General features: G+C 43.3%; 14 protein-coding genes. 1 reads left to right on the forward strand and 13 read right to left on the reverse strand.

All coding sequences use genetic code 11. The features are described 5' to 3' along the window. Nucleotides 1-2 precede the first annotated feature (2 nt). The 4 genes from H8S64_RS12620 to H8S64_RS12635 are packed head-to-tail and all read right to left on the reverse strand — an operon-like array spanning nucleotide 3 to nucleotide 4515. Complete coding sequence (locus tag H8S64_RS12620) at nucleotides 3-2204, reverse strand: GumC domain-containing protein (RefSeq protein WP_186976359.1); 2202 nt, start codon at nucleotides 2202-2204, stop codon at nucleotides 3-5. 5 nt (nucleotides 2205-2209) lie between these two features. Further along, a complete protein-coding gene (locus tag H8S64_RS12625; RefSeq protein ID WP_186976360.1) occupies nucleotides 2210-2983 on the reverse strand; it encodes a TolC family protein in 774 nt (257 codons plus the stop codon). Between the two features lie 19 nt (nucleotides 2984-3002). Continuing rightward, a complete protein-coding gene (locus H8S64_RS12630; RefSeq protein WP_186976361.1) occupies nucleotides 3003-4145 on the reverse strand; it encodes a sugar transferase in 1143 nt (380 codons plus the stop codon). 4 nt (nucleotides 4146-4149) lie between these two features. Then, nucleotides 4150-4515, reverse strand: coding sequence for a response regulator transcription factor (locus H8S64_RS12635; RefSeq protein WP_099293550.1), 366 nt, complete (start codon nucleotides 4513-4515; stop codon nucleotides 4150-4152). A 256-nt stretch (nucleotides 4516-4771) separates the two neighbouring features. Here H8S64_RS12635 and H8S64_RS12640 point away from each other — a divergent pair, with 256 nt between their 5' ends. After that, nucleotides 4772-5917, forward strand: coding sequence for a hybrid sensor histidine kinase/response regulator (locus H8S64_RS12640; RefSeq protein WP_099294679.1), 1146 nt, complete (start codon nucleotides 4772-4774; stop codon nucleotides 5915-5917). Nucleotides 5918-6149: 232 nt separating this feature from the next. Here H8S64_RS12640 and nuoE read toward each other — a convergent pair whose 3' ends face one another. The 9 genes from nuoE to H8S64_RS12685 form a co-directional block, all read right to left on the reverse strand. Then, nucleotides 6150-6626 (reverse strand): NADH-quinone oxidoreductase subunit NuoE, encoded by a 477-nt coding sequence (gene nuoE, locus H8S64_RS12645; protein ID WP_099293548.1) that lies wholly within the window; start codon nucleotides 6624-6626, stop codon nucleotides 6150-6152. An 18-nt stretch (nucleotides 6627-6644) separates the two neighbouring features. Then, nucleotides 6645-8417, reverse strand: a complete 1773-nt coding sequence (locus H8S64_RS12650; protein WP_186976362.1) for an NADH-dependent [FeFe] hydrogenase, group A6 — start codon at nucleotides 8415-8417, stop codon at nucleotides 6645-6647. Nucleotides 8418-8483: 66 nt separating this feature from the next. Beyond that, on the reverse strand, nucleotides 8484-10274 hold the full coding sequence (locus H8S64_RS12655; RefSeq protein WP_186976363.1) for an NADH-quinone oxidoreductase subunit NuoF: 1791 nt from the start codon (nucleotides 10272-10274) through the stop codon (nucleotides 8484-8486). Between the two features lie 27 nt (nucleotides 10275-10301). Further along, nucleotides 10302-10700 carry a (2Fe-2S) ferredoxin domain-containing protein gene (locus tag H8S64_RS12660; protein WP_186976364.1) on the reverse strand — a complete coding sequence of 133 codons (399 nt, stop codon included), beginning with the start codon at nucleotides 10698-10700 and terminating at the stop codon, nucleotides 10302-10304. 26 nt (nucleotides 10701-10726) lie between these two features. Beyond that, a complete protein-coding gene (locus H8S64_RS12665) occupies nucleotides 10727-11275 on the reverse strand; it encodes an ATP-binding protein (protein WP_099293528.1) in 549 nt (182 codons plus the stop codon). Nucleotides 11276-11534: 259 nt separating this feature from the next. Further along, nucleotides 11535-11927 carry a response regulator gene (locus H8S64_RS12670; RefSeq protein ID WP_227215845.1) on the reverse strand — a complete coding sequence of 131 codons (393 nt, stop codon included), beginning with the start codon at nucleotides 11925-11927 and terminating at the stop codon, nucleotides 11535-11537. Between the two features lie 609 nt (nucleotides 11928-12536). Beyond that, nucleotides 12537-13334: a hypothetical protein gene (locus tag H8S64_RS12675; RefSeq protein ID WP_099293524.1), complete on the reverse strand. Its 798-nt coding sequence runs from the start codon at nucleotides 13332-13334 to the stop codon at nucleotides 12537-12539. Between the two features lie 79 nt (nucleotides 13335-13413). After that, nucleotides 13414-14442, reverse strand: a complete 1029-nt coding sequence (locus H8S64_RS12680) for a virulence RhuM family protein (RefSeq protein ID WP_186976366.1) — start codon at nucleotides 14440-14442, stop codon at nucleotides 13414-13416. 65 nt (nucleotides 14443-14507) lie between these two features. Further along, nucleotides 14508-15236, reverse strand: coding sequence for a PHP domain-containing protein (locus tag H8S64_RS12685; protein WP_186976368.1), 729 nt, complete (start codon nucleotides 15234-15236; stop codon nucleotides 14508-14510). Nucleotides 15237-15239 lie beyond the last annotated feature (3 nt).

The following is a 15239-nucleotide window of genomic DNA, read 5'->3' on the forward strand; positions in this document are numbered from 1 at the left end:
GCTTAATGTTTGATCTTTTGCTCGTACGTTTTATCATTTGCAGTCAAACCTAATTGTACAATCCGATAAACCAGTTTGCGCAAAAAAGTGTAGGGAGGCATCAATCCGTTGACATCCTCTGCTGCATCTCGCTTCGTGTAATTTAATACCATGAATAGAGGAGTAGCACCACTCATTTTTCTTGTTCTTTCAAATATGTTTTGGTCCGTATTTTTCCATATGCGTCTGGCATCTACAATTTGTAAATTCAAGCTTACGTTTTGTAAGATGTTGGCGGTTAATGCGGCATCTCTTAATGAAGGATATTCCACGATAATGATTTTATCTTTTAAATTGGATTTTTCGTCTGTATCCAAATCTTCTAGGTTAAAAGATTGAATAAAAGCTTGAGCATCTGCGTTGAATTCGTTTTGCCATGATAATTGAGTAACATCAAATCCTCTTTCGGTAAATTGTTGAGAGATTTGTTCCATGATATAACTTTTCCCTTCACCCGGTTCGTTACTGATCAAGTTTATGATATTACTCTGATCCGGCTTGAAGTAAGTTACGGCAGAGTTACACAACGTTTGAGCGGAAATCGTCGTGTAGACTTTATTATATCTTCTGCCCGAGAAAGAGAGAGGACGGGTGAACGCCCCTAATAATCGAGAGCCTGTTAGCTGGTATGCTTTGAATGCATTATGTATTGTGTGATCCAGAATTTCTATAATCAGAAAAAAGAAAATCGTGAATATTAATGCGGCAATATAAGCTCCGATGGTCAATAATTTATGTTTGCTGATAGTCGATGGAACTAACGGGTAATAGGGGGCATTCATTACTTTTAGGCTTGCCGAGTTCATTTGTATACTTTTTTGTTTTAACAAGGCTGTGTTTAGGGCGTCCAGAATTGCCATATACCTTCTTTCATTGATATCGACCAAGCGTTCTTTCCGGGTTAGAGTTGAACCTATTGGGGCAAAATGAATATATTTTTGAGCCATATGTGTTTTTCTTCTACTTAATACATTCAATTCTGCTTCCGCTTTTTTGAAAGCAATGACTTGTTTTAGCCATTCGTCAATGACATTTTCATTGGATATACCTTCCTTACTGTATTTGAGGTAACCTATTTTTTGGAGTGCGTCTGATAAAGCCTTTTTATTTTTATCTAACTCGTAATGAAGTGAATCAATTACGCTTTGAGGAACTGATTGTTGGGAGTAATATGTTGCTATTGCAAGCTTTTCATTAATTTCACTGATTATATTGTTATAAAGAATAAAGGAATTGTTGTTTTTTATGATTTCTGCATTTAAGAACATTCTTTTTTCCAACTCTCTTTTAATACTGTCGGATACATTGTAATTATTTAGTGATTGCCAATATTGTAATTCATAATCTCTGTTTAAGGCTGCAACATGCTTTGTTTCATCTTCGTAATTAATAACCTGATTTTTAACTCGATAAAGAGTAAGGGAATCTTCAGAATTTGCAAGTTCATTCCCGATCCGCTTCAATTCGTCTTGAAAATAAGCGATCACGTTATTCGTTTCTCCAAAACGTAATTCTTGGTATTGTTTGTTAAATTCATCTATTAATATGAGGATGGTTTGATAAGCTATACCGGGATCATCTGTCGTGTAACTCACTTCGATTACATCGCTCGCTCCTACTCGCCTGACATCTATTTTCTGTAAAGAAGCACGATTTACGTAAGGAAGGTTCCATTGATATATTCCATAGACATAATTTGATGGATCGTTTGTTTCGTATGCAAGTAAATTCTCGTATGTACGCTGCTCGTTGATGGAATCATTCTCTGAACTTTTGTTTATTAAATCATGAATGGGGATTCCGTGATCATACAAAATTCGATAGCTGGAAGCTTTGGTATATATGTTATCTCTGTTAGGATCTCCATATACCATAATACGGGCGTACAAGCGTAGTGATACTTGCTTTAGGGTTTGGTCGGCTGTAATGATATTCAGCAAATTGTCCATCATGCTTCCTTGAGTATAAGAGGTGGTTGTTATTCCACTCTCCGAAAGAATGTTTACTCCGGTGATAATGCCCGTGTAGATGGAACAATTGGCGGTGTAATTATGTGACGTGTTACGACCTTGCCAGTATACTAATATTGCTACAATAAGAGGAGCAAATATTAGCCAGTATCGAATACGATAAAAGAATTTAATAAAATAAGTAATATATTTCATTGTAATTATCTATTTCTTAGGTTTATGTTGGTAATTAGTTCTAATTTTAAAAACAGAATATTCAGTTCACTGATAATTTTTTCATATTCAGTTTTAGCGTCTTTTTGCGAACTTTTTATATCGCTCAGTAATCGATTCGTCTTATTTTTATTATTAATGTAGTCGAGTTGAACTGATTGGTATTCTGCGTTATATAAGGTTATTGTTTCTGTTGCTAATTTTAGTAATTTGAGTTGGTATTGAATCGTGCAATACAATTCTATAATTTCATTTTTGATCTCGTCGAAGGCAATCTGTTGTGTGTATTCGACGTTTTTCACGATTTCTTTTTGCTTCTTCACGCTTATTCGATGAGTAAATAGTTTATCGAAGGGTATGCTGATATTTGCACTGACTGACCAGCTACTTTGAGTTGCTCCGGAATAAACAGTGGTTAATGGTGTGTACTGTGTTTCTTGATCCGTGTAAGTTCCTAGGATACCATAATTATATCCGGCGTGGACGGAGAAATATTGCCACCAATCTCGTTTACCTGCTTTTAAATCATAACGGGCAGCTTCAATGGAAGCCTCTATGGCTTTTAGGCGAGGATTTGTTTTAGCACTTTCGAATAGGGAATCTAGGGGTAGTAGTTGATAATTGATAAATTCATTGGTTGTTAATGTCTGTGGGATGAATCTTGTGGGATTTGGCACAGAGTCCGTTGTTTGCCTGTTTTGTCCCAAGCAAACAAGGTTTAAAAATAAAAGACAACCGATGATAATATATTTCGTGTCCATTTTGCTAAAACGTTGTTAATTACACATTCTCTTTCTGCACAAACGCCGTGCATGTTCTGCAAATAATATTTATGTCAGTCCAGAACGAAAAGTCCCGGGCATATTTTATATCCAATTGTTTTCGTTCTTCGGCGGATAAGGCTCCTTGGTCGCCTCGTTTTTCGACTTGCCACAAACCGGTTAACCCGGCGGGAGCCATAAAGCGTTCGATGTATTCGTCCGTGGTTAGTAATTCCGCCTCGTACAGGGGGAGGGGACGATTTCCCACGATAGACATATCTCCTTTCAGGATGTTGATTAATTGCGGGAGTTCATCGATACTGTATTTCCGGATAAAGCGTCCGACTCTGGTGATACGCGGGTCGTTCTCGAATTTCACGAAGGCGTTTTTCCGTTGTGTACGGCGATTCTTTAACAACTCTTGTTCGGTCGTGATAAAATCATCGGCAACCAAGAGTGTGGTATCGTTCGTTGCGGTAATATTTTGAGTGTTTGGCTGTTCTTCCGCGGATTCTTCCCGGTATTGATTTAAAGCTTGAAATTCTTTCAGTCGTTTGTCCGCATCCATGTACATGGAACGGAATTTTAAGAAGTCGAATATATCGTAATTACTCCCCACTCTTTTGGATTTGTAAACGATAGGGCCTTTACTTTCCAACCGTATCGCGAGAGCGGTCAGGAGCAGGAACGGGGAGAGGCACAGGAGCGCGATGGTCGAGAACGTGATGTCAAAAATCCGTTTCCATAGAGGAAGTTTGAATCTGCGGGGACAACTGTTCTTTTTTGCCGTTTGGTAAAGTTTAAGTTTCGGGAGAAAAGCCAACGTGGTTTGGATATCTTCTGCCGAAGAATTGATATCGATGACTTCATTCGCTCCCGCCTGCAAATATTGCGGGATGTATTCTTTCACGACTTTATCCGTGAGAAGAAGTATGTATACATCTTTCACGTTGTTGCTTACCGTGGCTTCCAACCATTGGAGGTCTTGTTCTTTGTTCCGGGATTCGATGAAGATGTACACGGGGGAATCTTCGTGCCTGTCTTGTTTGTTTATAAACAATATCGTTTTAATGGGGTTACTGAAAACAGTAATCTCATTTTCCAGATTCTCGGATATTCTTTTTATCCAATCCGGATTTTCCCCGATATAATAGGCATACATGCTGTTATCTCAATAAATTCCGGACTCTGATTTTTAATTCCTGCGGATTAAAAGGCTTTAGCACGAAATCAGAAGCCCCTGCTTCCAGTAACTCGATCCGATCGTTACTACTCTCCAGACTGGATAAGATAATGACCGGGATAAAGTTGAACATGGAACTGGCTTTCAGGTGTTTCAGGAATGTCTTTCCGTCCATTTCCGGCATATTGACATCGGAAATAATCAGATCCGGAATATTCCCGGCGTGCATCCATGCTAGTGCTTCTATCGGATTGCTTTCCGAGTGCACATCATAGTCTTTGGATAATTGTATTGTGATAACTTTCGCTATTTCAGGCTTATCATCAACAATTAAAATACTCTTACTCATAACAAACGCTCTCTCTTTTTGATAATACAAATATACAACATTACTACGACATAGAGCAGTTTTTGCTAGTTTTATGTATTAAAAACTTATTTTTTTGAATATTCATTCGTTTTATATTTCGAACGAGGGAAAATGTGATGCCATGACACGGGTAACAAGAGGTGGAAAGTTAAAAACTATCGTCGGAAAGATGCCATAAAAATGAATTATAGTTTGTACATTTGTGGCTGTAATTACGTGCGTTATTTAAAATATGATGTGTATGAAGATAAATCCAGCTGAATATAAAATATTGGTTGTGGATGATGTTCAGTCAAATGTTTTATTATTGAAAGCATTGCTTGGACGTGAGGGGTTTAATATTATTTACGCCATGAACGGGACGGAGGCTTTGGAGAAGGTGAAGAGTGAGTCCCCGGATTTGGTTTTATTGGATGTCATGATGCCGGACATGGACGGGTTCGAGGTAGCGGGACGCTTGAAGGTGGAACCGTCACAAGCCGAGATACCGATTATATTTTTAACCGCTTTGAATGATTCCGCCAGCGTTGTGAAGGGTTTCCAACTGGGCGCGAATGATTTTATTTCCAAACCGTTCCGCAGGGAGGAATTACTGATTCGTGTGGAGCACCAGCTTTCTTTGGTGGATGCCCGGCGTATTATTCTGAGACAGACGGAAGAGTTGAGAAAGACTATTGCCGGACGGGATAAACTCTATTCGGTTATCGCTCATGATTTGCGGTCGCCTATGGCATCGATAAAGATGTTGTGTAATACCATCATGATGAGCATCGAACCGGGCTCGGTTCCCCAAGATGTATTCGAGATGCTGGAAATGGCGAATAAGACTTCCGAGGAAGTGTTCTCGTTGCTGGATAATCTTTTGAAATGGACGAAGAGTCAGTTGGGCAAGTTGTCGAATGTACCTCAGCCGATCGACCTCGTGGGGCTTGTTGACGGCGTGATCGAGGTGTTTAAACCGATCGCCGAAAGTAAGTCAATCGCTTTGGCATTAGAACGTTCAATCGAGAGTGTCGAGGTCGTGGTGGATGTAGAGATGATTAAATCGGTCGTGCGTAATTTGATTTCTAATGCTATAAAGTTCAGTCATAAGGATACGACAGTTACAACACGTGTTGAGACAAGAATGGACGAGAGAAACGGGCTGAACGAGGTCATAGTGATCGTGTCAGACAAAGGATGCGGGATAAAAGAGGAAGATCAGCCGAAATTGTTGAACGAGGCAACTCATTTTACCACGTTCGGAACGAATAGCGAAGAAGGTTCTGGTTTAGGCTTGTTGTTATGCAAGGACTTTGTGGCTAAAAATAACGGGCAACTCTGGTTTACATCGAAACCCGGTGCGGGATCTGATTTTTGCTTCTCGTTACCGTTAAAGTGATTTTACCACGGTTTAGTCGCCTTCGGCGAGTTGCAGGTTACAGGTTGCATTTGCCTTCGGCAAGTTGCTTCTCTAGCGTTCAAGACTGTATTTTAGTTCCTCCTCTGTTTATAGAGGAGGTGGCAGCAAAGCTGACGGAGGAGTTCAATCTAAAATCTAAAATCGTTCAATCTAAAATTAATAAACTGTATAAAAATAATAAAGGGGCGATCACACTGACCGCCCCTTTACTTTATTCAAATTCTTTTAGAATTTTCTCGACTTCTCCGGGAGTTACCCGACCGTACACTTTTTCTCCGATCAATACAACCGGGGCAAGTCCGCAAGCTCCCACGCAGCGTAAACTGGTGAGAGAGAATTTCCCGTCGGCGGTAGTTTCCCCGACGTTGATTTTCAGAACTCGTTTGAATTCATCCAGTACTTTCTCCGCGCCCCGCACGTAGCAGGCTGTTCCCATGCACACGGAAATCGGGTGTTCCCCTTTCGGAGTCATGGTGAAGAAAGAATAGAAGGTCACGACCCCGTACACTTTTGAAACGGGTATATTTAGTTGACGCGCGATAACTTCCTGTACTTCTCTGGGAAGGTAACCGACCAGTTCCTGCGCTTTGTGCAAGACGTTGATCAATTCGCCCTCTTGGTTTCCGAACTCTTCACACAGTTTTACCAGCTGGTCAACTTTGCACTTTGCTAATGATATTTGTGTCATAATGATATTTCCGAATAATTATTGTTCAATAATCTCTTTTCCTCTGTTGAAATAGCACGTGTGCAATAAATGGTGTGCTCTCTCGCTCATGGGTTTGCCCAAGAATTCTTCGTACAACGAGATGATGTACGGGTTCTGGTGCGACTTTCTGAAGCTTTTTTCCGAGTCTTCCGTGTAAAGAGCTTTGGAACGGGCCATGATACGGGCAGAATCCCCGTGATGGAACGGTTGACCGCCACCACCGATACATCCGCCGGGGCAAGCCATCACTTCGATCGCGTGGTACGGTGATTTACCCGCGCGCAGGTCATTCATCAATTTGCGTGCTGTGCCCAAGCTGTGAGCCACGGCGACTTTCAATTCGAATCCGTCCACGTCGATGATTGCTTCCTTCAAGTTCTCGATACCCCGCACGCCTTCGAAGTTCACGTTCTCCAACGTTTTACCCGTTTGGATTTCGTAAGCGGTACGCAGGGCGGCTTCCATCACGCCACCCGAGGCGCCGAAGATAACAGCGGCTCCCGTGGATTCACCTAACGGCGCGTCGAAGTCTTCGTCTTCCAGCTGCATGAAGTTGATGTTCGTTTCTTTGATTAAGGCTGCCAATTCGCGCGTGGAGATGGAGTAATTTACATCCGGGTCACCGTCTGTCTTGAACTCGTCACGCTCGCTCTCGAATTTCTTCGCGAGGCAAGGCATCACGGATACCACGATCAAGTTCTCGCGTTTGATACCCATTTTTTCAGCCCAGTAAGTTTTGGCTATCGCCCCGAACATTTGTTGCGGGGAACGTGCGCTTGACGGTCTGTCCAGCAAATCGGGGAATTGTTTCTCGAAGAAGTTCACCCAACCCGGGCAGCATGACGTGATTATCGGTAATTTCACTTCTTTGTCGCCATTCAGGAACGCGTTCAGACGTCCCAACAATTCGGTTCCTTCTTCCATGATGGTCAAGTCGGCAGCAAAGTCGGTGTCGAATACTTTGGCAAAGCCCAGTTTGCGTAAAGCGGCGACCATTTTTCCGGTAACGGATGTTCCGGCTGCCAAACCGAACTCTTCACCCAAGGCGGCACGAACGGCGGGAGCCGTTTGCACGATTACGGTTTTGTCCGGGTTAGCCAGATCGTTGATCAGGCGATTGGTGTGTGACAATTCGGTCAAGGCACCTACCGGGCACACGGCAACGCACTGGCCGCAGAATGTACATTCCGAGTCTATCAACGCGTCATCGAACGCGGGCATTACCACGGAGGCGAACCCGCGGTTCACGGCGCCTAACGCACCGACTGTCTGCACGTCGTTGCACATCATTTCGCAACGGCGGCAGTAGATACATTTGGTTGCATCCCTGCGGATGGAGGGTGACAAATCCACTTTGAATTCTGATTTCTCGCCGGCGAACGGAATTTCACGGATACCTAATTTGATGGCCGTGTCCTGTAATTCGCAATTGCCTGATTTGGCGCAGACCAAACAGTCTGACGGGTGATCCGACAGCATCAGTTCGAGTACGGTTCTACGGGCGTTCAACACGCGCATGGTGTTGGTACGTACCACCATATTGTTCTCGCACCGGGTGGCGCAAGAGGGGGCAAGATTTTTTCTGCCTTCCACCTCGACCACGCAGATACGGCAAGATGCCGGGGCGTTCTTGATGCACAAATCTTTCAGGTTCATGTAGCAAAGGGTGGGGATGTCGATACCCAGTTCCCGGGCTGCCTCAAGAATCGTGGTTCCCTTGGGAACGCTGATTTCTCGGTTATCTATTTTTAGTGTTATATTATTTTCCATCTTTAAAATCTCCTTAGCTTAGCAGGTTGCCTAAGCAATTTTCAATTTTTAATTCTCAATTTTCAATTATCTCGTGCTAACTGCTTTGAACTTGCATTTCTCCATACAAGCACCACACTTGATACATTTTGCCGTGTTGATGAAATGCACTTCTTTCCGTTCTCCCACGATAGCGTCAACGGGACAATTGCGCGCGCACAACCCGCAACCGATACACAGTTCCGGATCGATATGGTACATCAATAATGCCTTACATTGTCCTGCCGGGCATTTCTTGTCTTTGATGTGTGCCAGATATTCGTCGTAGAAATTATCAAGGGTAGACAGTACCGGGTTCGGGGATGTTTGTCCCAACCCGCAAAGGGCTGTATCCTTGATCACGCGGCTGAGGTTTTTCAGCGTGTCGATATCTTCCATCGTGCCTTTGCCTTGGGTTATTTTATCCAGTATCTCGTGAAGGCGTTTGTTTCCTACACGGCAGGGCGTACATTTCCCGCAGGATTCCTCTACCGTGAATTCAAGGTAGAATTTGGACACGGATACCATACAGTCGTCTTCGTCCATGACGATCATACCACCTGATCCCATCATGGAGCCGGAAGCCAGCAAGTTGTCGAAATCAATCGGCACGTCAAGGTGTTTCTCGGTCAAGCAACCGCCGGAAGGCCCCCCTGTTTGTACGGCTTTGAATTTCTTGCCGTTCTTTATACCGCCGCCGATCTCGTAGATCACTTCGCGCAAAGTGGTTCCCATGGGTACTTCGATAAGTCCCACGTTGTTGATTTTTCCGGCGAGGGCGAATACTTTCGTACCCTTGGAACGCTCCGTTCCGATTTTGTTGAACCAGTTGGCTCCCTTCATGATGATAGCCGGGATGTTCGCCAAAGTCTCCACGTTGTTCATGTTGGTCGGGCGATTCAAATAACCGGATTCAGCCGGGAAGGGCGGTTTCATGGTCGGTTCCCCGCGGTGTCCTTCCATAGAGTGGATTAACGCGGTTTCCTCCCCGCACACGAATGCCCCCGCGCCGTAGCGTAATTCTATTTCGAAGGAGAAATCGGTACCGAAGATACTTTCTCCTAACAGCCCGTATTCTTTAGCTTGCTGGATAGCGATTTTCAAACGTTGGATAGCAAGCGGGTATTCGGCGCGGATGTATACCAAACCTTTGGTAGCCCCGATACTGTACCCGCAGATGGCCATTGCCTCGATAACGGAGTGGGGGTCACCTTCCATGATGGAACGGTCCATGAAAGCACCCGGGTCACCCTCGTCGGCGTTACAAACCACGTATTTTTGGTCAGCCGGGTATTTGCTGGCAAATTCCCATTTCAATCCTGTCGGGAAACCGCCGCCGCCGCGACCGCGCAAGCCGGACAGTTTGATTTCTTGGATTACCTCTTCCGGTTTCAGTTCGGTGATACATTTCGCGAGGGCGGAGTACCCGTCACGCGCGATGTATTCCTCGATGTTTTCGGGATTGATGAATCCGCAGTTGCGTAAAGCAATCCGGAGTTGTTTTTTGTAGAATCCCATGTGCTTGGAGTCGCTCACGGCTTCTTTCTTTTCCGGATCCTTGTATAATAATCTCTCTACTTTTCTTCCTTTGATCACGTGTTCGTTCACGATCTCCTCTGCGTCCTCCGGTTTCACTTGAACGTAGAAAGTGTTGTCCGGCATGATTTTCACGATCGGTCCTTTCTCGCAGAAACCGAAACAACCGGTAGCGATCACTTGAACTTCGTCGTCCAAGTTTTTCTCTCTTAAACTTTCTTCCAGCCGGGTAATGATCTGTTGGCTGGCAGATGCTCTACATCCCGTTCCACCACAAACGAGGACATGCATTTTATAACTCATAGATATTCGGGTTTTTGATTAGTTGTTTTATCTGTCTCTGATTGTATCAAAATTAACCGGAATGATGTCAGCCACCAGCTCGTCATTCTTTAAATACTTTTGAATGATTTCTTCCGCTCTTTCCGTGGTAACGTGACCGAAAACGATCGGGTCTTTTCCCGGCTTGGTGATCTCAACTGTCGGTTCCGCATAGCAGTATCCCATGCATCCCGTTTGGGTGACAACGGCAGTGATCCCGTTCTTCTCGAGGTTCTCGATGAAATAATTCATGGTTTCCTTACTACCCGCGGCGATACCGCAAGTTGCCATGGCTACTTTTATCTGAACCAAGTTCTCTACCTGTTCGCTCTTCTCGCGAAGGTCGATCTTCGTCTGCACGTTTTCCTTAATACGTTTGAGGTCTGCAAGTGATTTAATTTTTTCCATTATTAAATGATTAAGGTTATTTTGTCTTATGTTGTTTGTGTTATTTCTTTTATATTTTCCCGTATCATCTGGCGCAGAGCCATAACGATTTCAGGATCGTTAATGGGTACTCCTTCCATGATTTCTTTTACTTCTTCCGTGTCAAAAGTGTAATCTCCTTTCTCCGTGATGTGACGGTAGATAAATTCAATGTCGGGGTTTGCCGAGACAAGTATCACGATAGAACCTGCCACGTCGCCCATTGGCGGACGATCCCAGTGCGAGAGAGAGAAACTGGCTTCCAGTGTCGTGCCCACTCCTTCCTTTGATTCTATTTTCAGTGTCCCTCCCGTTGCTTCGGCATTTTGTTTCAACAAGGGTATGCCGAGTCCCACTTTGCGTACCGTTCTGCTCGTGAAAAAAGGGTCGGTTACTTTTGCCAGCGTGGTTTCGTCCATCCCGCGTCCGTTATCATGAATGGTGAATACAAGAGAATCCGTACTTGGTTTCTCTTGCAAGCTGATTTCGACACGAGAGGCATTGGCTCGTATTGAATTCTGGGCGATATCTAGGATATGGTCCGATAACGTTTGCATTCCACACCTGTTAATTTACACTTTTTTTCTTGAATAAGATTCGCACGCTCTTATAAATTTTTCTTTTTTTCTCTCGTTTAGTTTCAATCGCGAGAAAAATCGCTTCAAATATAATTAAATTATTAATAGAAACAAGCATTTTATCCTTAACTTGTAATAATATAGATTGCTTCTAATGAAGAATTTATTCCTTAATTGTTGTGCCCTGAATGTTTTTAGCTTTGCGTTGGAAAACAATGATATGAATGGCGGGGTATAATTATTCCGTCTGGTGTCGTTTAAGTGTTGCTCTCAGTAAATTGAAGTCCACGGGTTTCGTGATATAATCATTACATCCGGCTGATATGGCTTCTTGTTTGTCGGTTTCAAAAGCGAAAGCGCTAAGGGCAATGATCGGGATTCGGGTGTCGTATTCCCGGATTTTTCTGGTGGCGGTCAGTCCGTCCATTTCGGGCATTTTGATATCCATCAGAATAATATCCGGGCTTTCTGATTTGAATTTGTCAATGGCTTCCACGCCGTTATGTGCCCGGATGATAGAGTAGTCTTTTTTTAGCACCGTGAAGACCAAAAGAAAATTACTCTCGTTGTCCTCGGCAACGAGTATCGTTTTGCTTTTTGATGTTTCAACTCTATCGTTATTACTGTTCATTCGGTTTGTTTTGAACATTCAAAAAATGAACGTTTAATTAGAGTACAAATATAGGCAATAAATCCAATATGTAAAGAAAGCAGGTTTGATTTTAAGAAATTAAATATCAATATACATAGCGATATAGCCTGCTCTTCGACTTCGGGAATAAAAAACGACGTATTAAACGTTCGTTTTTTGAGATGTTTTTTGAGGGGTTTAAGTTCATATTGAGAGGGTGTTACGCTTAAGCGGATTGTGAATATTGAATACAGTCTACAACGCAAGAAAAGCAACCTGTAATTTGCAGAAGGCAAATGCAACCTGTAACCTGCAACTCGCCGAAGGCGACTATAAAAAAGTTCGCGTACAATAAAGTTTTCCCCATGTATATCCTATTGATTCCCAGTGGTTACACTCCTTGTCATTCTATTGTTATCATATGTTAATAGAATAATAGTGTGATAATAATGTAATAATCAATTAATTGCAATCTAAGGTACCTTAGAATATCCCTAGGGATGCACGGGGAAAAGAACACGGGAAAACCTGCACGTGTACTGTTTCTTTGGCAGCTTTGCTGCCGTGAATGAAGCACCGTGATATCCGCGGACTTTATAAACCCTTTCCTTAGTCCTCGAACTCGATTTTTCCCGTGAGTGGAGAGAACAACGGTATTTTGGGTTTATCTTTCAGGAGGTCTTTCACGTCGTCCAAGGATAGATGGGGTATAGGTTCGGGACCTGCAACCCGTCCTACTCGTCCTTGCAGGCAGTATTGCTTGTAGGAATTGGGAAGTTTGTTCGTGAGGAAATCGTCCAGTGTTTTTTGATACTCGATACTGGATTGCAGGGAGCGTTTCTGTATTCTAAAGAGCATATCGTGTGATACGAACGTGCGGAAAACCGTGAGAATCGAGTCAAAAATACCAAGAGCGATACCGTCTTTCAGGCAACAAGTGAAGCTATTGTCTTCTTTCTTTTTTTCAGATAAAGAAAAGGATATGTTATCTTTGATGAAATAATCAATGACATCCATACCGGGCGTGCATAGATTGTTGGGTATCAAATAACGGTTGCGGTAGCGGCTGAAAAAATGTCCGGTGAATCTGCTGAATGCCCAGTCTTCGGTATCCAGATCGTAAAAAGGAAAAATGACGCCGACTCCCCGGGATGTCACGTAAGGGGAGTAGTGGTATATTTCGGGGGCTTCCCGTGTCTTTTTGCTGTGACAAGTGATCGTGACGCGCCATTTGTTGCGTGTGGCGGGCGATACCCATTCATGCTGGAATGTCACGGGATATTTTTTAGCCAAAAGGAAATCCCGGCGGTGGAGTTGGTATATTTTTTCCTTGTAGTTTTCAAGGAGCGCAAGGTCCCGTCTGGTTTCCTTGATGATTTCTTCAGCGGTCATGGATTCTACGAACATAATCTCGGTATTTCAAAATTGTCTTTATTTAACCTATAAAGGTGAAGTAATTCTTCAAACTTTAATTATCTCCTCATTATTATTTTTCTTCACAATTAAAATCAAGCAGATTATCTGTATTGTATTTATCAAAATCGGATTGAAATAATCGGTCTTGAATGATACGGTATTTTTCAAACTCACTTTCTGCATATAGTTTGGCTTGTTCTGCCGATATTTTTCCTGTATCAGTCAATATCGGGCGGTCATCACTATCCAAAAATTTATCTATTCTAGTAGACCAATCCTCCATAGTCATGGGAATATGCCGTTTTGCTCTATCTTCAGCCAAATCAAGGAAAGCGTTGACGATGCGTCCCATCGACTCTAATTCATCCGCTTTAAGGTAGTTCTTGGCAATAGCCACATCCGTTCTTACAATCTTACCGTCAGGCGCCTTTTCCCATGTGGTAAGTCCCATGTGCTCTTTTTCTGCATTGGCTCGCTCAACTATTAGTTCTGCAGCAGTATGTCCATGAATAGCGTAGTGCATCTTGTTCTGCACTTTTTTAAAGAACATTCGTGTTGTCGGTGCATCTCGGTTGTAATCAATGCTTGTAGCGTATATATCAGTCAGTTTTTGATAGAAACGGCGTTCGCTTAATCGAATTTCCCTAATTTCGGCAAGCAAATGCTCGAAATAGTCCTCGTTGATGAATGTACCGTTCTCCATCCGCTTTTTGTCAATCACGTAGCCTCGAATGGCAAATTGACGAAGTACATATGTACACCACTGACGGAATTGAGTGGCTCGTACCGAGTTTGTGCGATAGCCGATTGATATTACCGCGTCCAAATTATAATACTTGGTAGCATAGTCTTTGCCATCTGTGGCAGTTCGTCGGAATTTCCGACAAACTGAGTCTTCTTGCAACTCTTGACTTTGAAAAATATTTTGCAGGTGCTCGGCTATTGTTGAACGACCTTTATCAAATAGGAGTGCTATAGCATCCTGCGTGAGCCAAAGAGTTTCATCTTGATATAATACTTCGATTCCTTCTTCCTTGCTTTCTAATTGAAAGATAAGAAATTCGGCAGTACTATTATGTATTTGGAGTTTTTTGCTCATATTTCTTGATTTGACGAGCGAAGATAGCGATAAATTCTTATTAGAGGAGCGTGTACACCCGTTTTTTACTTGATGTTGTATTTTAAATTCAGTATGGCATTCCGGATGGAATCGAATGATAGATCGGGTAGCGAAAGCGTGGTGGTTACTTTCCCGATGTCGTCCACGTAATGGGCGTCGGAAGAGCGAATAAACGGGTTGCCGGACAAATAGGCATTTTGCCGGATAAATTCTTCCGGTGTGACGCGAAAGCTAAGTTCCAGAGCCTCGTAGCGCAGGTCTTTGGGGACAAATCCCAGTTGCGAGAGGATGCTGAAACGCGATTTGTCGATGTGTGCCGGGATGAAGATGCCGTCCAAGGAGTGGACTACCCGTTCTATGGTGTTGAGGTCTACATCCAGCGCTGAAATCAGTAGACGTTCTTCCTCGTAGGTGATTTGTTCCTCGGCATCGACTACTACTTGATAGCCGAATTTGTCGGAATTGTTCTTTATGTCCGGCAGGTGATGATCCAGATAAGTTTGAAATTCCGCGAGTCTTTCCAGAGTCGGGAAGTAGGCGAGGGCGTGCACCTCTTCGATGGAGTTGATTTCCGTGCCGCAAAGCACCCGAAGCCCCTGTTTTTCTCCCAATTCTTGAATGAGCGGGGCTTGCCGGGTGGAGTTGTGGTCGGATATCCCGATGAGTGAAATACCTTTCCTCAAAGCCATGCCGATGATATTCGCGGGGCTCATTTCCAGATCCCCGCAAGGTGAAAGTATGGTGTGAATATGCAAGTCGGCACGGATTTCCATGAC

Origin of the sequence: Butyricimonas hominis (assembly GCF_014287455.1) — a bacterium.
Taxonomy (GTDB): domain Bacteria; phylum Bacteroidota; class Bacteroidia; order Bacteroidales; family Marinifilaceae; genus Butyricimonas; species Butyricimonas muris.